Source organism: Pseudomonas peli (genome assembly GCF_050563605.1).
Classification (GTDB): Bacteria; Pseudomonadota; Gammaproteobacteria; order Pseudomonadales; family Pseudomonadaceae; genus Aquipseudomonas; species Aquipseudomonas peli_A.
Genome location: NZ_JBNXUH010000001.1, coordinates 367567 through 386226, shown reverse-complemented (window position 1 = coordinate 386226; position 18660 = coordinate 367567). Strand labels below are relative to the sequence as shown.

18 protein-coding genes are annotated in these 18660 nt (G+C 62.7%); 7 read left to right on the top strand and 11 right to left on the bottom strand.

Annotated elements, in window-relative coordinates; translation table 11 throughout:
* Positions 1-52: 52 nt before the first annotated feature.
* Positions 53-1450 (top strand): NorM family multidrug efflux MATE transporter, encoded by a 1398-nt coding sequence (locus ACQ4LH_RS01790; RefSeq protein ID WP_430695660.1) that lies wholly within the window; start codon positions 53-55, stop codon positions 1448-1450.
* Here the strand turns inward: ACQ4LH_RS01790 and ACQ4LH_RS01785 are convergent.
* From ACQ4LH_RS01785 to ACQ4LH_RS01765, 5 genes are all read right to left on the bottom strand, one after another.
* The gene (locus tag ACQ4LH_RS01785; protein WP_430695659.1) at positions 1431-2351 is read right to left on the bottom strand and encodes an SdiA-regulated domain-containing protein; all 921 of its coding nucleotides are present in this window, start codon (positions 2349-2351) and stop codon (positions 1431-1433) included. The two genes, ACQ4LH_RS01790 and ACQ4LH_RS01785, sit on opposite strands and share 20 nt — an antisense overlap.
* Before the next feature lie 90 nt (positions 2352-2441).
* On the bottom strand, positions 2442-2789 hold the full coding sequence (locus ACQ4LH_RS01780; protein WP_430695658.1) for a NirD/YgiW/YdeI family stress tolerance protein: 348 nt from the start codon (positions 2787-2789) through the stop codon (positions 2442-2444).
* Positions 2790-2873: 84 nt separating this feature from the next.
* Positions 2874-3809 (bottom strand): SdiA-regulated domain-containing protein, encoded by a 936-nt coding sequence (locus tag ACQ4LH_RS01775; RefSeq protein WP_430695657.1) that lies wholly within the window; start codon positions 3807-3809, stop codon positions 2874-2876.
* A 124-nt stretch (positions 3810-3933) separates the two neighbouring features.
* A complete protein-coding gene (locus ACQ4LH_RS01770; protein ID WP_430695656.1) occupies positions 3934-4599 on the bottom strand; it encodes a fumarylacetoacetate hydrolase family protein in 666 nt (221 codons plus the stop codon).
* Between the two features lie 161 nt (positions 4600-4760).
* Positions 4761-6155, bottom strand: a complete 1395-nt coding sequence (locus ACQ4LH_RS01765) for an FAD-binding oxidoreductase (protein ID WP_430695655.1) — start codon at positions 6153-6155, stop codon at positions 4761-4763.
* A gap of 185 nt (positions 6156-6340) precedes the next feature.
* On the opposite strand from ACQ4LH_RS01765, the gene serA reads away from it, so the two are divergent.
* Positions 6341-7570 (top strand): phosphoglycerate dehydrogenase, encoded by a 1230-nt coding sequence (gene serA / locus ACQ4LH_RS01760; protein WP_167146271.1) that lies wholly within the window; start codon positions 6341-6343, stop codon positions 7568-7570.
* 71 nt (positions 7571-7641) lie between these two features.
* Here the strand turns inward: serA and ACQ4LH_RS01755 are convergent, their stop codons facing one another.
* The gene (locus tag ACQ4LH_RS01755) at positions 7642-8079 is read right to left on the bottom strand and encodes a DUF4399 domain-containing protein (protein WP_430695654.1); all 438 of its coding nucleotides are present in this window, start codon (positions 8077-8079) and stop codon (positions 7642-7644) included.
* 37 nt (positions 8080-8116) lie between these two features.
* Positions 8117-8629 carry a DUF523 domain-containing protein gene (locus ACQ4LH_RS01750; protein WP_430695653.1) on the bottom strand — a complete coding sequence of 171 codons (513 nt, stop codon included), beginning with the start codon at positions 8627-8629 and terminating at the stop codon, positions 8117-8119.
* 221 nt (positions 8630-8850) lie between these two features.
* Here ACQ4LH_RS01750 and ACQ4LH_RS01745 point away from each other — a divergent pair, with 221 nt between their 5' ends.
* Complete coding sequence (locus ACQ4LH_RS01745; protein ID WP_430695652.1) at positions 8851-9408, top strand: DUF6160 family protein; 558 nt, start codon at positions 8851-8853, stop codon at positions 9406-9408.
* A gap of 6 nt (positions 9409-9414) precedes the next feature.
* Here ACQ4LH_RS01745 and ACQ4LH_RS01740 read toward each other — a convergent pair whose 3' ends face one another.
* On the bottom strand, positions 9415-10038 hold the full coding sequence (locus ACQ4LH_RS01740; protein ID WP_430695651.1) for a 2OG-Fe(II) oxygenase: 624 nt from the start codon (positions 10036-10038) through the stop codon (positions 9415-9417).
* 104 nt (positions 10039-10142) lie between these two features.
* Between ACQ4LH_RS01740 and ACQ4LH_RS01735 the strand changes: the two genes are divergently transcribed.
* A complete protein-coding gene (locus ACQ4LH_RS01735) occupies positions 10143-10910 on the top strand; it encodes a hypothetical protein (protein ID WP_430695650.1) in 768 nt (255 codons plus the stop codon).
* Here ACQ4LH_RS01735 and ACQ4LH_RS01730 read toward each other — a convergent pair whose 3' ends face one another.
* Entirely contained in the window at positions 10911-11843 is a 933-nt protein-coding gene (locus tag ACQ4LH_RS01730; RefSeq protein ID WP_430695649.1) for an alpha/beta hydrolase, read from the bottom strand.
* An 85-nt stretch (positions 11844-11928) separates the two neighbouring features.
* Here ACQ4LH_RS01730 and ACQ4LH_RS01725 point away from each other — a divergent pair, with 85 nt between their 5' ends.
* Positions 11929-12537 carry a DUF6436 domain-containing protein gene (locus ACQ4LH_RS01725; protein WP_430695648.1) on the top strand — a complete coding sequence of 203 codons (609 nt, stop codon included), beginning with the start codon at positions 11929-11931 and terminating at the stop codon, positions 12535-12537.
* On the opposite strand, the gene ACQ4LH_RS01720 is transcribed toward ACQ4LH_RS01725, so the two are convergent.
* Positions 12538-13323, bottom strand: coding sequence for a substrate-binding periplasmic protein (locus ACQ4LH_RS01720; protein WP_430695647.1), 786 nt, complete (start codon positions 13321-13323; stop codon positions 12538-12540).
* A 34-nt stretch (positions 13324-13357) separates the two neighbouring features.
* Positions 13358-14413, bottom strand: a complete 1056-nt coding sequence (locus ACQ4LH_RS01715) for an AraC family transcriptional regulator (protein ID WP_430695646.1) — start codon at positions 14411-14413, stop codon at positions 13358-13360.
* A 107-nt stretch (positions 14414-14520) separates the two neighbouring features.
* Between ACQ4LH_RS01715 and ACQ4LH_RS01710 the strand changes: the two genes are divergently transcribed.
* The gene (locus ACQ4LH_RS01710; RefSeq protein ID WP_430695645.1) at positions 14521-16896 is read left to right on the top strand and encodes a penicillin acylase family protein; all 2376 of its coding nucleotides are present in this window, start codon (positions 14521-14523) and stop codon (positions 16894-16896) included.
* Between the two features lie 17 nt (positions 16897-16913).
* On the top strand, positions 16914-18407 hold the full coding sequence (locus ACQ4LH_RS01705) for a M20 family peptidase (protein WP_430695644.1): 1494 nt from the start codon (positions 16914-16916) through the stop codon (positions 18405-18407).
* The last annotated feature ends 253 nt before the right edge of the window (positions 18408-18660 follow it).

Genomic DNA, 18660 nt, shown 5'->3' with positions numbered 1-18660 from the left:
CTCTGCCTGCGCGGATCACCCGGGCAAGCCCTCAGACTGAGTAGAACTCATCATGCTGCATCCGCTTCGTGGCGAACTGCGCGCCATCCTGAAACTTGCCGGGCCGCTGATTGCTGCGCAACTTGCGCATGTGCTGATGGTGTTTACCGATACGGTAATGATGGGTCTGCTTGGCCCCGCGACCTTGGCGGCCGGAGGTCTGGGGGCGGCCAGCTATTCCTTTGTGTCAATCTTCTGCGTTGGGGTGATTGCCTCGGTCGGCAATCTGGTGGCAATCCGTCACGGCGCGCAGGACGCGGCCGGGGTCACCCGGCTGACGCAAAACGGCCTGTGGCTGGGCTGGGGCCTGGCGCTGCTGGCCGGCCTGGCACTGTGGAACCTCGGCCCGGCACTGCTGTATTTCGGCCAGAAGCCAGAGAACGTCAGCGGCGGCATGCAGTTTCTTTCCACCCTGGTGTTTGCCCTGCCCGGCTATATGAGTTTTATGGCTCTGCGCGGTTTTACCAGCGCCATCGGCCGCCCCGGCCCGGTAATGGCTATCAGCATTGGCGGGGCGCTGGCCAACTTCGTCCTCAACTATGCCTTGATCAAGGGCTGGTTCGGCCTACCACCGCTGGGCCTGGCAGGGATCGGTCTGGTCACTGCCGTGGTGATGAATGTCATGGCGTTGCTGCTGGCCTGGCATGTGCTGCACCACAGCGCCTACAGCCCTTATCCACTGTGGCGCGGCCTGTTACGGCCAGTGTGGGCCGAGCTGAAAGAGCTGCTGCGTCTGGGCCTGCCAATTGGCGGCACCTATGCGGTGGAGTCCGGACTGTTTGCCTTTGCCGCGCTGTGCATGGGCGCACTGGGCAGCACCCAGCTGGCGGCGCACCAGATCGCGATCATGTCGGTGTACGTGGCCTTTATGGTGCCGGTGGGGATTTCCTACGCGGTGACCTTCCGCATCGGTCAGCATTTCGGTGCCGGCCGCTTGCTGCAGGCTCGCCAGGCCGGACGCCTGGGCCTGGGCCTCGGCGCGCTGTGCATGCTGGGGTTCGCCTGCCTGTTCTGGCTGGCACCGCATTGGGTGGTCGGGCTGTTCCTCGACCACAGCGACAGCGCCTATGCCGAGGTGGTGAGCCTGGCCGTGGCACTGCTGGCGATTGCCGCCTGGTTCGAGTTCTTCGATGGCATCCAGACCATCGCCATGGGCGCAATTCGCGGCCTCAAGGACGCCAAGACCACCTTCTGGGTCGGCCTTGGCTGCTACTGGGCAGTTGGCGCGCCACTGGCCTGGGCTCTGGCCTTCCCGCTAGGCTGGGGCGCAGAAGGCGTGTGGTGGGGGCTGGCCGGCGGCCTGGCCTGTGCAGCCATCGGCCTGACCCTGGGCTTTGAATGGAAAACCGCGCGCCTGCTGCAACCGGCGGCCGCAGCCTTCACGTCACAGCCTAAGCGCCTGGTTTCTTGAAGCGATAGAACAGATTCGGCTCGCTAACCAGATAGAGCACGCCCTGGTTATCCATGGCGATGCCCTCACCCTGAGGCACGCTGCGAGTCAGGCCATTGCGCCCACCGAGCAGTGACAGGCTGCTGATCGGCTTGCCCTCGACATTCAGCTCCAGCACCAGCCGTGACTCATCGGACAGCGCCAGCAGATGGCCGCTGCGCTCATCAAATTGCAGGCTGGAAAGGTCGCGCACAAACAACCCGGCGTCGCGCTTCTGGTCATCCACCACGTGCACAGCGAACGGACGCTGCGGATCACGCTGAGGGAAACCGTGAATCTCGTAGATGCGCATCGGGTCGCGCTCCTTGGCGACAAACAGGCGCTGCCCGGCCGAGTCGTAGGCCAACCCTTCAAAGCCCTTGTTGCCATTAAGACCGATGCCCAGCGAGAACTGCTGCGCCTGATCGGCATGCAGTTCAGTGGTCGTGTCATCAACCCGCACCTTGATCAGGCGCTGCAGACGCTCGTCGGTGATCACGTACAGGCCAGGGCTGATGTACTCGACCGCCTCGGCGTCGCCAAAACCATGCAGATCTATACGCCGTAGCAGCTCGCCATCCAGCGATAGCTCAATCAGCTGCGGTTTCTGGTTGGTCACGGTAAACAGGCTATTGCGATCGGGATCGTAGGTCAGCGCCGAGACGTCATCATTCAGCCCCTCGATCACTTTGGCCTCAAGGTCCACCTGATAATCCGACAACAACATCGAGTCCTGCTGGCCATCACCGGCCTGTTGCCATTGCTGCACGTTGAACCAGGCCCGCTCAAACAGGCGGTACTCCTGAGCGAACAGGCCAAGTAGCAGCAACGCCAGTACGAAAAGGCTCAACAACAGGCGCTTCAGGGTGAAATGGTCGCGCATGGCAGCTCACTCGCAAACAGTAACGGGACGACACAACGACGTCAGCCCGAAGCATGGCTTCGGGCTGACGCGGATAGATGATGCTGTGGCTTACTTGAGCAGTTCGAGGTACTCGACATCGATTTCGCGACTGGTCAGGTCGCGGTCAACTTCACCGCTGATCTTCACCGTGGCCTTTTCGGAAATGGCCTGGGCGGGCCAATGCTCATCGTCGATCTCGACATTGATGGTGCCGCTGGCGTCCTTGAACTCATAGAGCTCATCCTGCAGACGCTTGACGATCTGCCCTTGCAATACCACCGGGGTGTCATCGGCGGCATCCAGCGCAGCTGCCACCGTGGTGACCTGAGTGGTGGCGCCTGGGCCGGTGTAACCGGTGGCCATCGCCGCAGTGGAAAACAGTGGAACCAGCAGCAGAGCCAAAGTGAAACGCTTCATGGGGTAACCCTCTAATCAGTTAGGTGATGGGGCCAGAGTAGAGGGCCTAGCTGAAGCCAGGCTTAATCGGTGCTTAAGCCAAACTTAATCCGCAGCAGCGGGTTGTTCGACCACGGGGTCCTTGCGCAGGACGTAGAACAGATTGGGCTCGCTGACGATATAGATATTGCCTGCCGCATCCATGGTCACCCCTTCGGCCTGCTCAATGCCGCCACGCAGGCCATTCATGCCGCGACTCAGACTGATAAAGCTGACGGGCTCGCCCCGAGCATCCACCTCCAGCAGCAGGCTGGATTCATCGGAAAGCACCAGCGCATGCCCAGTCCGAGGATCGTAGGTCAGTGAGGAGATATCGCGCAGAAACAGGTGCCCGGAGCTCATGGGCTGGAGGATGCCCGTGGCACCGTCTTCACCCGGAAACGGCAGGCTGAACAGTCCTAACGGGCCACGCTCCTTGCCCAACAAAACGCGCTCGTTGCGGGAGTCCCAGGCAATACCCTCGAAGCCTTTGTTGCCGGCATCGATAAAGCCGAGATCGAAGGACGCCAGATCGGCAAACTCCAGACTGCGGGTCAGCGCGCCCAGCTTGAAGGTGGTCAGGGTGCGTTTGCGTTCATCGATAATCGCCAGGCGACCATCGGCGAGCATCTCCACCCCCTCGGGGTTGGAAAAGCCAAGCAGGTCGATACGCCGCATCACCTGACCATCTAGGGTCAGCTCGATCAGCTGCGGATGTTTACCGGTTACGGTGAACAACGTGTCGCTCTCGGGGCTGTAGGTCAGCCCGGACACCTCATCACCTTCCAGCCCCTGCAGCGGTTTGCCCTGCAGCACGGCCTTATAGCCCGGCAACCAGATGCTTGCCTGCTGCTCGGCAGCACCCACCTGCTGCTGCTGAACCCAGAAGGAAAAGCGATCATCCCAGTGACGATAATTCATCACCAGCAGGGCAATCACGAGGAGGAGGAACAACACAATTAGCCAGCGCAGACGCACCAGCCGAGCAATCCAGATCGACATCGCACACAACTCATAAGAACGATGGCTATCAGACTAGAGAGCAACCCTTAAGTTTCTGTTACGCCGCCAGGCCAGCGGGCACCTCCAGGTGCCCATTAACCAAGCCTGACGGATCGAAACGTGGTTAGAGCGCGCGACTCTCGAAGCGGCTATGGCCAACCAACTCCAGCACCAGCTCGTCGCCCTTGTGCAGCGGGCCGACGCCGACTGGCGTGCCGGTAAGGATCACATCGCCGGGCTGCAGGCTGAAATGCCCACAGATGTGCTGGATCATCGGCAGGATCGGGTTGAGCATGTCGCGGCTGTTACCGTCCTGACGCACTTCGCCGTTGATCGCCAAACGAATGCCGATATCGGTGAGGTCTTCTACGGCATCGCCCGGTACGAACGGCGCGAGCACGCAGGCACCGTCGAAGGATTTGGCGGTTTCCCAGGGGTAGCCCTTCTCTTTGAGCTTGGCCTGCAGGTCACGCAGGGTCAGGTCCAAAGCCGGGGCGAAACCGGAAATAGCGTCGCGCACTTCCTCGGCATTCGGCGTACGCGACAGTGGCTTGCCGATCAGCACGGCGATTTCTGCCTCGTAATGCACGTCACCCTTACCCTCGACCAGGGTAAAGCCGTTATCCAGCGGCACCACACAACTGCCTGCCTTGATAAACAGCAACGGCTCAGTCGGCACCGGGTTATTCAGTTCCTTGGCATGCTCGGCGTAGTTGCGGCCGATGCACACCACCTTGCCCATGGGGAAATGGATATGGGTGCCATCGACATACTGATGCTGGTAGCTCATGGGCAACTCCTTATGGGAATGCGTTGCACCGCTCTTTGTGGGAGCAGGCTGTGTAGGGCGGGCAATGCCACCCTACGATCTGAATAGTTGATCGCCCATAGTGGGCGAATCATCGCGGGCTGTCGTTGCGACTAAAGGCGCAATCACAGCCACGCAGGCTGTCAGAGCGGGAAAATCTTGCCTGGGTTCATAATGCCGTTCGGGTCGAACACCGCCTTGATCGCCTTCATATAGCCAATCTCGGCTTCCGAGCGGCTGTAGGTCAGGTAATCGCGCTTGGTCATGCCCACGCCGTGTTCGGCGCTGATCGAGCCGTTGTACTTCTGCACGGTCTCGAACACCCACTTGTTGACGGTGGCGCACTTGGCGAAGAACTCGTCCTTGGACAGGTTCTCCGGCTTCAAGATATTCAGGTGCAGGTTGCCGTCGCCGATATGGCCGAACCAGACGATTTCAAAATCCGGGTAGTGTTCACCGACGATAGCGTCGATATCGTGCAAAAACGCCGGCACTTTCGACACGGTGACCGAGATGTCGTTCTTGTACGGCGTCCAGTGGCTGATGGTTTCCGAGATGTACTCACGCAGCTTCCACAGGTTCTGCAGCTGCTGCTCGCTCTGGCTCATCACGCCATCCAGCACCCAGCCCTGCTCGACGCAATGTTCGAAGGTAGCCAGGGCCGCTTCGGCGACTTCCTCGGTGGTGGCTTCGAGTTCCAGCAGGGCGTAGAACGGGCAATCCGTTTCAAACGCCGCCGGCACGTCGCCACGGGCCATGATCTTGGCCAGGGCCTTGTCGGAGAAGAATTCGAAGGCGGTCAGATCCAGTTTGTTCTGGAAGGCGTGCAGCACCGGCATGATCGAATCGAAGTCCGGGGTGCCGAGGACCATCGCGGTAAGGTTCTTCGGCGCACGATCCAGGCGCATGGTGGCCTCGACGACGAAGCCCAGGGTGCCTTCGGCGCCGATAAACAGCTGACGCATGTCGTAGCCGGTGGCGTTTTTGATCAGATCCTTGTTCAGCTCCAGCAGCTCACCAGTGCCGGTGACGACCTTGAGGCCGGCCACCCAGTTGCGGGTCATGCCGTAGCGAATCACCTTGATCCCGCCGGCATTGGTGCCGATATTGCCGCCAATCTGGCTGGAGCCAGCAGATGCGAAGTCCACCGGGTAATACAGGCCCTTGTCCTCGGCAAACATCTGCAGCTGCTTGGTCACCACGCCTGGCTGGCACACGGCGGTGCGGTCAAATTCGTTGAAGTCGAGAATTTGATTCATATAGTCGAAGGACACCACCACTTCGCCATTTGCCGCCACCGCGCCGGCGGACAAACCGGTGCGGCCACCCGACGGCACCAGCGCCACCTTATGCTGATTGGCCCAACGGACGATGGCCTGCACCTGCTCGATGCTCTTGGGGAAGGCAATCGCCAGCGGCGCTGGGGCGAAGTGCTTGGTCCAGTCCTTGCCGTAGGCGTTGAGGGAGTCGGCATCGGTAAGCACCTTGCCGGGCTCAACCAGGGTCTTCAGCTCTTCGATCAGCGCAGGGTTGGTCATCTACGGAACTCTCAAACGATTCATGGTCACCCTGAGCACGCTTCATCTGCCAGGGTAGGTGTTTCGCGGGGCTCGTATGCTAGCATACGCCCCCCGTGAATCGTGCCTCTGCGCCGATCTGCGGGTGCGGTCAGCACCGTCGCTGACCCTTCCCTGACACCATTTGTGGGACAACAGGTACTCCGATGAGCAAGACCTCTCTCGACAAGAGCAAGATCAAGTTCCTTCTTCTTGAAGGCGTCCACCAGAATGCAGTGGACACCCTGAAGGCCGCTGGTTACACCAACATCGAGTACCTCAAGGGCGCACTCTCCGACGACGAGCTGAAAGAAAAGATCGCCGACGCGCACTTTATCGGTATCCGCTCGCGCACCCAGCTGACTGCCGAAGTCTTCGACTGCGCCAAGCGCCTGGTAGCTGTAGGCTGCTTCTGCATCGGCACCAACCAGGTTGACCTCGACGCCGCCCGCGAGCGCGGTATCGCCGTGTTCAACGCGCCGTATTCGAACACCCGCTCCGTGGCCGAACTGGTACTGGCCCAGGCCATCCTGCTGCTGCGCGGCATCCCCGAGAAGAACGCCTCCTGCCACCGTGGCGGCTGGATCAAATCGGCGGCCAATTCCTTCGAAATCCGTGGCAAAAAGCTGGGTATCGTCGGTTACGGCTCGATCGGCACCCAGCTCTCGGTACTCGCCGAAGCCATGGGCATGCAGGTGTTCTTCTACGACACCGTGACCAAACTGCCGCTGGGCAACGCCACCCAGATCGCCAAGCTGCACGACCTGCTGGGCATGTGCGACATCGTGTCGCTGCACGTGCCTGAGCTGCCATCCACCCAGTGGATGATCGGCGAAAAGGAAATCCGCGCGATGAAAAAGGGCGGCATCCTGATCAACGCCGCACGCGGCACCGTGGTCGAGCTGGATCACCTGGCCGCCGCGATCAAGGACGAACACCTGATCGGCGCAGCCATCGACGTGTTCCCGGTTGAACCGAAGTCCAACGACGAAGAGTTCGAAAGCCCGCTGCGCGGCCTGGACCGCGTGATCCTGACTCCGCATATCGGCGGTTCGACCGCCGAAGCTCAGGCCAATATCGGTCTGGAAGTGGCCGAGAAGCTGGTCAAGTACAGCGACAACGGTACCTCGGTGTCTTCGGTCAACTTCCCCGAAGTGGCCCTGCCGGCGCACCCGGGCAAGCACCGTCTGCTGCACATCCACGCCAACATCCCGGGCGTGATGAGCGAGATCAACAACGTGTTCGCCGAAAACGGCATCAACATCTCCGGCCAGTTCTTGCAGACCAACGACAAGGTCGGCTACGTGGTAATCGACGTCGACGCCGATTACTCCGATCTGGCGCTGGAGAAGCTGCAGCACGTTAAAGGCACCATCCGTAGCCGCGTACTGTTCTAAGTACTGCGACAACGAAAAAGGGAGGCTTCGGCCTCCCTTTTTTTGTTGCACCCGCTTTTAGCGCTGGACGCTCACTTCACCGTTACGGTGATCCTCTCCGAGAGCACTGGCGGCTCGTGCGGCACATGGTTCTGATCACCCAGCAGCAACTGCAGGGTGTGGGTACCCGGTGCCAGGCTCAGCTCGGCCTCCGTCTGCCCCGCGCCGAAGTGACGCACCTGATCACTCATCGGCAAAGGCGCGTTCATGGCCGGCAGCGTGCTCACATCCACCAGCAGGTGGTGGTGCCCGGTGTTCTGCACGGCGACGCCGGCAGGTGCCACGCCCATGCCCTTGAGCCCGAACTTGACGGTGAAGGTCTGCTCCAGCGTAGCGCCGTCCCGGGGCTCGATAAAATACACGGCAGCGCCGTCCGGTGCCGCTGTGCGCGGCATCTCGGCCCAGGCCGAGGTAAAGATCCCGCAAAGCAGGGCAGCACTCAGAGCAAATGAAGTCAGACGTCTATTCATGTCGATTCCTTGATACGCGGCAGAGAAGAGGTGGACTCTAGACACCTGCAGACGTTCCCTCGCTGGCCTCCAGTTCAGCCAGCGCCAGCAGCGCCTGCTCGAGTTGCTCCTCGCTGAACACTTGCACACCTGCGCGTCGTAACAAGGCGGCAGTCACCCCTTCGCCAGGCACACGCACACCGCTGAAGGTGCCATCGTAGGCCTCCAGATTGCCGCACGACGGGCTACGCGCCTTAAGCAGCGCCAGGCGAATGCCATGCTGCGCCACCAGCGCCAAGGCCTGCTCGGCACCCTCGACAAAAGCGGCAGTGACATCCTCACCGTCCACGGTCAGCACCGGCAAATGCCCATCGAGTACCTGCGCGCCTTGACCGCCGGCAATTTCCGCTGGCGCACGCGGGGTCGGCAGGCCACCTGCGACTTCCGGACACAGCGGCACAATACGGCCCTCCTGCTGCCAGCGCTCAAGCAGGGTAAACGGGCCATGGGCACCGCCGTCGTAGCGTACGCGCTGGCCCAACAGACAACGGCTCACCAGAATCTTCTGCATCGCTCACTCTCATTAGTCACCCGCCGTAACACCGCCAGGTTACTGCGCTTGCTGGCCGCCGATCAAAGGGACGGGCTGCCGGGCAGATTGCCAAGCACATCACGCAGGCAGCGCCATTCGCGCGCAACGCCGGCCTATCCTTCGGCGGGAAGCACCCCGGCCCGATGGCGCGCGCGCCAGGCCAGGCACAGACTCTCGGCACTCTAGTCGAGGACGCCTCCATGTATCGCCCACTTCGCACCGTCGCCCTATCACTCGCTACCAGCCTTGCGGCCTACGCTCTGCCGAGCCAGGCCGCCCTGCTGCCGATGGATAACCAGAGCCTGAGCGAGATCAGCGGCCAGGCGGGCATCAGCATCCGTGCGGATGTGCTGGCGACCATCAGCCAGGTGCGCTGGACGGATGACGGCGGCAACGCCTCGCTGCGCAACGTAAAGATCGATAACGGCTGCACCACGCCAGCCAGCTGCCCGAATGGCTCCGGCGGCAGCTTTGCCTTCGGCGCCGCGCAACTGGGCCTGACTTTGCCGATATTCGGCGTCAACCTGCCCACCCTGAAGATCGATATCGTCACCAACGGCAGTGGCAAACAGCAGCTGCAGCTGACCCTGCCCGACCTCACCACCATCAATGATCAGCTGGTGGCCAGCGGCATCCCGGCGCAGCGCATCCGCGTACGGGTAGCGGCCGATATGTACGTCGGCGAAAGCCGCCTGGGCAGTATCGAGATGCGCGATATCACCGATCTACGCGGGACCTTCAAGGTCTGGGGCCACTAAGTACGGCTACAACGGTCCATTACCCCGCCGGCGAAACCAGCCGGTCAACGACAGCCGTTCGCGCGTCGCCGGCAGCACTTCGTGGGGCATATCGGCGGAGAGAAACAGCAGCAGGCTGCCCGCCTGGGGCAATACATCGCGGGTTTCGCCGTTCGGCAGATACAGGCGTAGCGCGCCGCCCTGCTCGGCCTGCCAATCCTCGTTGAGGTAGAACACCGCCGACACCGCGCGGCGATCATCATCGCGAAAGCGGTCCACGTGCTTCTGGTAGAACGCCCCCGGCGGATACAGGGCGAAGTGCCCCTCGAAATCCTCCAGCCCCAGGTACAAGCCCTGGTTCAGCGCCACCCGCAGCTCATCAAACGCCTGCAGATATTGATCGCACGCTGGAGTCTGACCGACTTCCAGCCATTGGATATGATCGCCGCGCACCCCTTCGCGGATCTGCTGCTGCGCGCCACGGCCAATGCCGGCGGGTGCCAACGCACCTTGTGCGGCACGTTTACGGCACTCTTCGGCCAATTCGAGGGTCAGAGATGGGGCAATAAACTGCGGCTGCAGCGACCAACCCTGTTCGGCCAGGTCGTCAACGATGCGGGTCAGGAGCGCGGTGTGGGTATCGGTCGTCATGCCGGCGATTCTACCAGCCTGTCGGCGTTTGATTCACAGCCACGCCGAGCCTCGACAAGCGTCAGCATGCCGCAGAAAATAGCCGCCCCTGAATGGAGTCCTTAATGCGCGCCCTTTCCGTTGTACTGACCCTGCTGCTCAGCCTGCCCGCCCTGGCGGACGATTACCTGCAGCTGTATCAGGCGGCCGGCTGGCCGCAGCAGCGCATGCACTTCAGCGATGCCCTGCAGGCCGCCCAGGAACGCTACCGCAGCAGTCTGCCGCCGGCGGTGCACCAGGCGCTGGTGAATAACAGCAACCAGCGCTTCGCCGCCGCCGCGGTGGATCAGCGCGCCCAGCAGGGCCTGCGTGACAGCCTCGGCAACCCGGGCAGCGCTTTGCAATTCTTCCAGTCGCCACTGGGGCGCAAGATTGTCGACGCCGAACTGCTAGCCACCCGCAGCGATCAACTGGCGCGCTACGCCAACGGCCTGCCGCGCAGTGAAGCCAGCGCCACCCGCCGCCTGTTGATTCGCCACCTGGCCCAGGCCCTGCCAGCCAAGGAAGCCGGTGCGGAAGTCAGCCTGGCGCTGGCTGGTGTGGCTGCGGACAGCCTGAGCCAGATGCTCCCCGGCCTGCTCGGGGGCGACAACGCACAAGCCATGCTCAATGGCCAGCGCCAGCGCCTGATGGAGCAGATTGGTGCGGATCTGGATAACACCCTGCTGCACGTCTACCGCGAGCTGAGCGATCCGGAGCTGGAAGAATTTGTCAGTTTTGCTCAGTCCGAAAGCGGCAAGAGCTACTACCAGGCCGCACTAGCCGCCATCCGCAGCGGCCTGGCGGTTGGCCAGAGCAGCGCAGCGCTGGCCCCGGCACCGCGCGGTATCTGATTAGCTCAAACGCTGGCTAAGAAACTCGAAGTAACGCTGGCGCAAGGCCGGCGCTTCATTGGCCAGATGATGTCGCGCTTCGGGCAAACGCAAAATCTGCGGCGCGGCAAATTTGTCCTGCAGCACCTGAAGGTTGTGCTGCCAGGCCACGGTCATATCTGCCTCACCCTGAATAATCAACGGGCTGCGCGTACTGCGCGGCGCCGCCTCGATACGCGGCACCCACTGGCTAAGCGCACCGACCCAGGCGGTCGGTAGATTGCGCGGCTGCAGTGGGTCCTGGTGATGGACGAAGTCGATAAACGCCGCGTCGCTGGAGTTGACGCTGAAGCGCCGGGGAATCTCGCTGACAAAATTGCGCATCACCCGGTAACTGAGCTGCGACCAAACCCAGGCACGGGGGCGCACCAGCGGCGCCAGCAGAATGGTTTCGCCAATCTGCGCCAACGGCGCGCCGGTCAACAGGTAATCAATCAGGATCGCACCGCCGGTACTCTGCCCGCACAGATGCCAGGGCTGCGGCAGCTCTAGCGCGGCGGCTTCAACCAGCACCGCCTGCAGCACCGTCTGGTACTCGGCAAAATCCCCGATGCTGGCGCGCGCCCCGCTGGACAGGCCATGCCCCGGCAGATCAAAACTCAGCACCGCAAAGCCCATGCCCAGCGCCCACTCGATCACATGGCGGTAGAGGCCGCTGTGGTCGTAATAACCGTGCAGCAGCACCAGAGTGGCGCGCGGCTGCTCAGGCCACCAGGCCTGCAGGGCAATCTGGTAGCCGGCGGCTTGCACCACGCCCAGGCGACTGTGCTGCGCCAAGCCATCGCTAAAGCCATAGAACTGCCGATAGCCCTGTTCGGCCAGCGACAGCGGCGCGGCTGCGGCCAAGGGTCGCAGACTGGCAATCAGGTTATCCGGCTGAAACGGCTCTGGCATAGGGCTTCCATCAATCATGCGGGGTGGTCAAAGGCCATCCAGGCCAATGCAATCAGGATGCGGATATTCAGCTGTCGCGCCAGTCATGGCAAGCTGCGCGCCTGTTTGCCGAAGGCTGCTCATGACTCGACCCACGCGCAAGACCCTACTCGCCAGCCTGCTGATTCTGCTCTGGGCCGCCGCCATGCTCGCCGCCTACTGGTGGTACGAAGCGCGCTACCTGCGCAGTTTCAGCGAGCAGACCGCGCTGTTCTACGGCGAACAGCTGCGCCTGCCGGATGAGCTGGCCGGCACAGGGCCGATCCGCCTGGTGCACTTCTGGGACCCGGCCTGCCCGTGCAATGTCGGCAACCAGCAGCACCTGGCCGAACTTATCGAACGCTTTGCCCCCCAGGGCGTGAGCTTTTATGCCGTACAAAAACCTGGCAGCAAAGGGCAACTGCCCAGCACCCTCAGCGCCCTACAACCGTTGGCTGAACTGCCAGGCAGTACGCAGATCCCCGCCAGTCCCGCCGTGGCGATCTGGGACCGCAATGGCCAACTGGCCTACTTTGGCCCCTACAGCGAAGGCGCCGTGTGCACCTCCAGCAACAGCTTTATCGAGCCGATTCTCGATGCGCTAATTGAAAAGCGCCCGGTCAACGCCAGCAACACCCTGGCGGTGGGCTGTTTCTGCGACTGGCAGAGCAACTGACTACTTCAGGCCGTCCGGCGTAAAGCGCTGAAAGATCTGCTGCGCCTCGCCGCTGGCCTGCAGCTGTTTAAGCTGCTGATCAAACTGCGTGACCAAACTTTCACCCCGCGCTGAGCCCTTGCTGACCAGCAGAAAGAACTCCTTACTGGCGACCAGTGGCACATGCCGCAACTGCTCATGGCCTTGATAGATGCCCAGCGCCAGGCCGCCATATAACGGCTCAATCTCGCTGGGAAAGAAGTCGCAGCGCTGACGCTGCAGCATATCCAGGTTCTGCTGAATGCCGGGGAAGCGCTTGATCGGCTCCCCCAGGCCAAACGGCTGATAGTTGTAGCCAATCACCCCGCACACCCGATAGGGCTGCAGGTTCTGCAACAAGGCGGGCAACGGCACTTCGGCAAAGCGCTGAGCGGAATAGAACAGCCCAAGGCGCGTTTCGTAGAGGCGCGCACTGTAATGCGCATAGGCCGCACGCTCGGCGTTGTAGCTGGCATCCCAGGTCAGCTCGCAGCGGCCCTTTTCAGCAAAGTCTGCCAGCTCCTGCTGCACCCGCGCCCAGGGCATGTAGTGCACTTCATAGGGCAGCTGCAAACGCTGCAGAATCTCCAGCACCAGGGTGCTGGCCGACCCAGTCAGACGGCTGCGGTCCACCTCGCCATAGGTGCGCTGCCAATAGGTGTAGGGTGGCCACTCGTTGCTGTCACCCAGACAGATCTGCACCGGAGGCGCCGCCAGGCAGGGCATCGCCAGCAGCGCCAACACTCCACTCGCCATCATTCGCCACATAACCACTACCTCAGGCCTGTGTAGAAAGGCTAGATCAGTCTGACGCTGTTATTCCCGCACCCGACTGTCGGCGAAAGCCCTGTGGCGTCTCGCCCTGCCAGCGTTTGAACGCACGATAGAACGGCGAAAGCTCGGCAAAGCCACAGGCGCGGGCCACTTCGCGGATCGCCAGACCGCTGTCGAGCAGGGTCTGGGCGCGTAGGCGGCGAACCTCATCGTGCAGCTGGCGAAAGCTCTGCTGTTGTTCGGCCAACGCTCGTTGCAGGCCGCCGACGCTGTAACCAAGGACCTTGGCGCAGCGCGGCAGATCGCACAGCTGCACGCCAATATTGACTTCCAGCCAGTAGCGCACGCGATTGAGCAACTGGTTTTCCTCCAGTTCCGCCAACTCAACTTCTGCCTGCGCCCAGAGCACCTCGAACAGCCGTGGGTTGGCGCTGCGCGATGGCCGACCAAGCCAGGCACGCGGGAAGATCAGCGCGTCATGCGCCTGTGAAAACTGCGGCAGCAGGCCGAACAAGCGTCGATGCTCGCTCAGGCGACGCGGTGCGGGGTGACGAAAGTCCAGCCCCGACAGCCGGAAACTGCCGTCGTTGTTGATGCTGGCGAGCATCTTCTGCAACAGCAGCGCCAAACACTCCATCTGCTGGCGCAGCGAGCCGACGCCACGGTAGTTGAGGTCGAAGATCAGCCGCACCTGCTCGTCGTCCAGCTCCAGGCGCGCGGCAAAGCCACCGGAAAGGATATGTTGAAAGCGCACAAAGCCCTCCAGCGCCTGTCCCAGATCGCGGCTAGCCAGCAGCAGATAACCCACCACATCCATGGGCCGTGGCTGCATGGTTTCACCCAGGTGCAGGCCGATATCGGCATCACCACTGATGCCCGCCAGCGCCTGCCAGAAACGCGGCGCATTGTCGTGGTCCTCACGGGCATTGAGCAGCGGCGGCGCCAGCACCACGCCCTGGTAGGCCTGGCGATAGGTGTCAGTCGGGTCGAGCCCTAGATCAGCCAAAGCCTCGTAGAGCAGGCGGCGCAGGGTCGAGGAATGGGTCAGCGCGCTGGCGATGCTGTTATGCGGATCCTGATTCATACACCTTCCTTTGATTGACCAAAGACTTTCACTTCAGCTGCATTTGGTCAATGCCTGCGCCGTGGCCAGCCCGCACAATGTGCGTAAACCTATAACAAGGAAAACTCATGAAACGCACCCTGACCGTCCTTGCCGTAATAGTCGCCGCCACTGCCGCCGGCGCTTATTGGTACCTCGACAGCAAGCAGCCGCAACGCTCGGGCGAGCTGAGCCTGAGTTCACTGCAGGCGCCGGTCACGGTGGATTACGACGAGCGCGGCGTGCCGCATATCCAGGCGCAGAACGAGGCCGATATGTACCGCGCGCTGGGTTATGTACACGCTCAGGACCGCCTATTCCAGATGGAAATCCTGCGACGCCTGGCCCGTGGCGAATTGGCGGAGATTCTCGGCAGCAAGCTGGTCGACACCGACCGCCTGTTCCGCACCTTGGGCATTCGCGAGCACGCCGACCACTACGCGGCGAAGATGGACATGAACACCCCGGCGAGCAAGGCGCTGCAGGCCTATCTGGATGGCATCAACCAGTACCAGGCCAGCCGGCCGGCACCGGTGGAGTTCGATGTGCTGGGCATCGAGAAGCGCCCCTTCACTGCGGCCGATACCCTCAGCGTCGCCGGCTATATGGCCTACAGCTTCGCCGCGGCGTTTCGCACCGAGCCGGTGCTGACGCATATCCGCGACCAGCTAGGCGCCGACTACCTCAAGGCCTTCGACTTCGACTGGCACCCGCAAGGCGTGGTCGGGCAGAACCTCGCCGCCGGCGACTGGCAGGACCTCAATGCCATCGCCGAGCTGAGCCACGCCGCGCTGCTCAACGCCGGCCTGCCGCAGTTCGAGGGCAGCAATGCCTGGGCGGTATCCGGCAGCCGCACTGCCAGCGGCAAACCGCTGCTGGCCGGCGACCCGCATATCCGCTTCGCCGTGCCGTCGGTGTGGTACGAGGCCAACCTGAGCTACCCCGGTTTCAGCCTGTATGGCCATCACCAGGCGCTCAACCCGGTGGCATCGCTTGGGCATAACCAAGCGTTCGCCTGGAGCCTGACCATGTTCCAGAACGACGACCTCGACCTGATCGCCGAGAAAACCAACCCGGCCAACCCCAACCAGGTCTGGTATCGCGGCCAGTGGGTCGAGCTGCAAAGCCGCGTCGAGCAGATCAGCGTCAAGGACGCCGCGCCGGTCAGCCTGACCATCCGCCGCTCGCCCCATGGCCCGCTGATCAACAGCGCCCTCGGTGAAACGGTCGGCAGCACGCCGATTGCCATGTGGTGGGCGTTTCTCGAAACCGAGAACCCGATCCTCGATGGTTTCTACCAGCTCAACCGCGCCGCCAGCCTGGACCAGGCCCGCGCCGCCGTCGAGCATATCGAGGCGCCGGGGCTGAACGTGGTGTGGGCCAATGCCACGGGCGATATCGGCTGGTGGGCGGCGGCGAAACTGCCGCGCCGCCCGGCCGGGGTCAACCCGAGCTTTATCCTCGACGGCGCCAGTGGCGAGGCGGAAAAAGACGGCTACTTCCCGTTCAGCGCCAACCCGCAGGAAGAGAACCCGGCGCGCGGCTATATCCTCTCCGCCAACTACCAGCCTGTGTCGCCGACCGGCATGGAAATACCCGGCTACTACAACCTCGCCGACCGCGGTCAGCGCTTGAATGAACGCCTCAGCGACAACAGCGTGAAGTGGGACTTGAACAACAGCCAGGCGCTGCAACTGGAACCCGGCACCGGCTACCCGCAGCGCCTGCTCGCTCCGCTGGCCGCCGACCTGCGAGCAGCAGCGGGTGATGCCGAGGAGCAAGCCCTAGTCGAGCAACTGTTGAGCTGGGATGGCCAACATACTCTCGACGCCACCGCCGCCACACTGTTCAACCAGCTGGTCTATCAGCTGACGTTTGCGGCCATGGCCGACGAGCTGGGTGAAGCCTTCTTCACCAACCTGCTGCAAACCCGCGTACTCGACAGCGCCCTGCCGCGCTTGGCCGCCGATGCCAACTCACCCTGGTGGGACAAGCGCGGTAGCGATGCCGTGGAAAGCCGCGCCGATACCGTCAAGGCCGCCTGGCAGGCCAGCCTTGCCCATCTGCGCAGCACTCTGGGTGACGACACCACTCAGTGGACCTGGGGCAGCGCGCATACCCTCACCCACAGCCACCCGCTGGGCCAACAGCAGCCGCTGGATAAGCTGTTCAACGTCGGCCCATTCGCCGCACCGGGTGGCCATGAAACGCCGAACAACCTGTCGCAACCGGTCGGCCCCGCGCCCTGGTCAGTGGTCTACGGCCCCTCGACCCGCCGGCTGATCGATATGGCCGACGCCAGCACCGCGCTTGGTATCAACCCGGTCGGGCAGAGTGGCGTGCTGTTCGATAAGCACTACAAGGACCAGGCCGAAGCCTATATGCGCGGCGAGTACGTGCCGATGCACCTGGATGCAGAGGCGATCAAGGCCAATAGCCGCAGCCAGCTGATTCTTCGTCCCTAAGCGCGCAGGAGCCTGCCATGAAACGCCTGTTATTGGTGGTATTGATCGCCCTGCTCGGCCTGATTGCCGTAGTCATCGGCCGCACATTGCTGCTGCCGCCCGCCGCGTTCAATAGCGCGCCGGTCAGCCTGCCTGAGGGGCTGGATGCCCAACGCGCCGCCGAAAGCCTGGCCGCAGCCATTCGCCTGCCAACCCTGTCGCATCAAGTCGGCACCCCGGCCAGCCAACAGGCCGCCAGTGATGCAGCCTTTGCCGGCCTGCGTGACTGGCTGACGCAGCGCTACCCGCGCCTGACGGCAACCACCGAGCAATTAGCCACCGGCAGCCCGAGCATCCTGCTGCGCTGGCCGGGCAAAGACAGCCAGTTGCCCGCCGCACTGCTGATGGCGCACCAGGATGTAGTGCCCGTCGCGCCCGGCACCGAAGAGCTGTGGACCCACCCGCCGTTCTCCGGGGCGATTGCCGATGGCTTTGTCTGGGGGCGCGGCGCCATCGACAGCAAAGGCTCGATGGTGGCGATTCTCGAAGCGGTGGAAACCCTGATCGCCCAGGGCTTCCAGCCGCAACGCGATGTGCTGCTAGCCTTCGGTCACGATGAAGAGATTGGCGGCCACCAAGGCAACCGGCGTATCGCCGCGCAATTACAGGAGCAAGGCAGACGCCTGGCCTGGGTCAGCGATGAAGGCGGCTTTGTGGTGCGCGGACAAATCCCCGGCGTCAGCCAGGATGTAGCCGTGGTCGGCATCGCGGAAAAGGGCTACGTCAGCCTGACCCTGCAAGCCAACGCCCAGGGCGGCCATTCCTCACAGCCGCCGGCCTTCGATAAAACCGCCATCGGTCGCCTGAGCCAGGCCCTGCAACGGGTAGGCGATGCGCCCTTCCAGCGCGGCTTCGACGGCCCCACCGGCGACCTGCTGGCCAGCTTTACCCCGGCACAATCCTTCGGTTATCGATTGATCTTCGCCAACCTCTGGCTGTTCGGCCCATTGGTGGAACAACAGCTGGCCGCCTCGCCGGCCGGTGCCGCGCAGCTGCAAACCTCGTTGTCACCAACCCTGCTACGCGCCGGCATCAAGGAAAACGTCCTGCCGCCCAGCGCCCGCGCCACCCTAAACCTGCGCATCCACCCACGCGACAGCATCGCCAGCGTTGCCGAACACGTGCGCAACGCCGTGGCGGACGAGCAGATCCAGGTCAAAGTCATGCCTGCCGGCCGCGAGCCCTCGGCAGTCTCCGACGTCAACGGCGCAGCCTACAAAACCTTCGCCGAAGTCATCCGGCAGAGCTTCAGCAACACCCTGGTCAGCCCCAACCTCACCGTTGGCGGCACCGACTCGCGCTACTACGAGCCCTTGACCGACAACATCTTCCGCTTCAGCCCCCTGCTGATGGAACGCGAAGACCTGCCGCGCATGCACGGCACCAATGAGCGAGTGGGTATGGAAACGTTGGTCAACGCCAGCGGGTTTTATTACCGGTTGCTGCAGAGTCTAAATAACCCGCCCGACTAATCGGAAAATGGCGCGAGGGGCGCAACGCCCCTCGCGCGCACCCCATCTTGAGCCGCCCACCTGATACCGGCAGACTGCCGGCAGGACACTGCCACCCAGCGGGCACGATATGGACGTTGTAAAAAACCTCAAGCTGGGCAAGAACGGACCATCAATAGCTGATGGTCAGATATGGATGCGCGAGATCCAAATCTGGGCATGCTGCATAATTAGTAGTTAGCTTACTTAAGGAAGAGTAATGTATCCGCCAGCA

What these genes read in the sequence shown, in the direction of transcription:
- ACQ4LH_RS01730 (WP_430695649.1), bottom strand. Translation starts at nt 11,843, where the DNA reads ATGCCAGAGCCGTTTCAGCCGGATAACCTGATTGCCAGTCTGCGACCC.
- ACQ4LH_RS01755 (WP_430695654.1), bottom strand. Translation starts at nt 8,079, where the DNA reads ATGAATAGACGTCTGACTTCATTTGCTCTGAGTGCTGCCCTGCTTTGC.
- ACQ4LH_RS01750 (WP_430695653.1), bottom strand. Translation starts at nt 8,629, where the DNA reads ATGCAGAAGATTCTGGTGAGCCGTTGTCTGTTGGGCCAGCGCGTACGC.
- ACQ4LH_RS01720 (WP_430695647.1), bottom strand. Translation starts at nt 13,323, where the DNA reads ATGTGGCGAATGATGGCGAGTGGAGTGTTGGCGCTGCTGGCGATGCCC.
- ACQ4LH_RS01725 (WP_430695648.1), top strand. Translation starts at nt 11,929, where the DNA reads ATGGCAAGCTGCGCGCCTGTTTGCCGAAGGCTGCTCATGACTCGACCC.
- ACQ4LH_RS01740 (WP_430695651.1), bottom strand. Translation starts at nt 10,038, where the DNA reads ATGACGACCGATACCCACACCGCGCTCCTGACCCGCATCGTTGACGAC.
- ACQ4LH_RS01765 (WP_430695655.1), bottom strand. Translation starts at nt 6,155, where the DNA reads ATGACCAACCCTGCGCTGATCGAAGAGCTGAAGACCCTGGTTGAGCCC.
- ACQ4LH_RS01735 (WP_430695650.1), top strand. Translation starts at nt 10,143, where the DNA reads ATGCGCGCCCTTTCCGTTGTACTGACCCTGCTGCTCAGCCTGCCCGCC.
- ACQ4LH_RS01780 (WP_430695658.1), bottom strand. Translation starts at nt 2,789, where the DNA reads ATGAAGCGTTTCACTTTGGCTCTGCTGCTGGTTCCACTGTTTTCCACT.
- ACQ4LH_RS01790 (WP_430695660.1), top strand. Translation starts at nt 53, where the DNA reads ATGCTGCATCCGCTTCGTGGCGAACTGCGCGCCATCCTGAAACTTGCC.
- ACQ4LH_RS01775 (WP_430695657.1), bottom strand. Translation starts at nt 3,809, where the DNA reads ATGTCGATCTGGATTGCTCGGCTGGTGCGTCTGCGCTGGCTAATTGTG.
- ACQ4LH_RS01710 (WP_430695645.1), top strand. Translation starts at nt 14,521, where the DNA reads ATGAAACGCACCCTGACCGTCCTTGCCGTAATAGTCGCCGCCACTGCC.
- ACQ4LH_RS01745 (WP_430695652.1), top strand. Translation starts at nt 8,851, where the DNA reads ATGTATCGCCCACTTCGCACCGTCGCCCTATCACTCGCTACCAGCCTT.
- ACQ4LH_RS01770 (WP_430695656.1), bottom strand. Translation starts at nt 4,599, where the DNA reads ATGAGCTACCAGCATCAGTATGTCGATGGCACCCATATCCATTTCCCC.
- ACQ4LH_RS01705 (WP_430695644.1), top strand. Translation starts at nt 16,914, where the DNA reads ATGAAACGCCTGTTATTGGTGGTATTGATCGCCCTGCTCGGCCTGATT.
- serA (WP_167146271.1), top strand. Translation starts at nt 6,341, where the DNA reads ATGAGCAAGACCTCTCTCGACAAGAGCAAGATCAAGTTCCTTCTTCTT.
- ACQ4LH_RS01715 (WP_430695646.1), bottom strand. Translation starts at nt 14,413, where the DNA reads ATGAATCAGGATCCGCATAACAGCATCGCCAGCGCGCTGACCCATTCC.
- ACQ4LH_RS01785 (WP_430695659.1), bottom strand. Translation starts at nt 2,351, where the DNA reads ATGCGCGACCATTTCACCCTGAAGCGCCTGTTGTTGAGCCTTTTCGTA.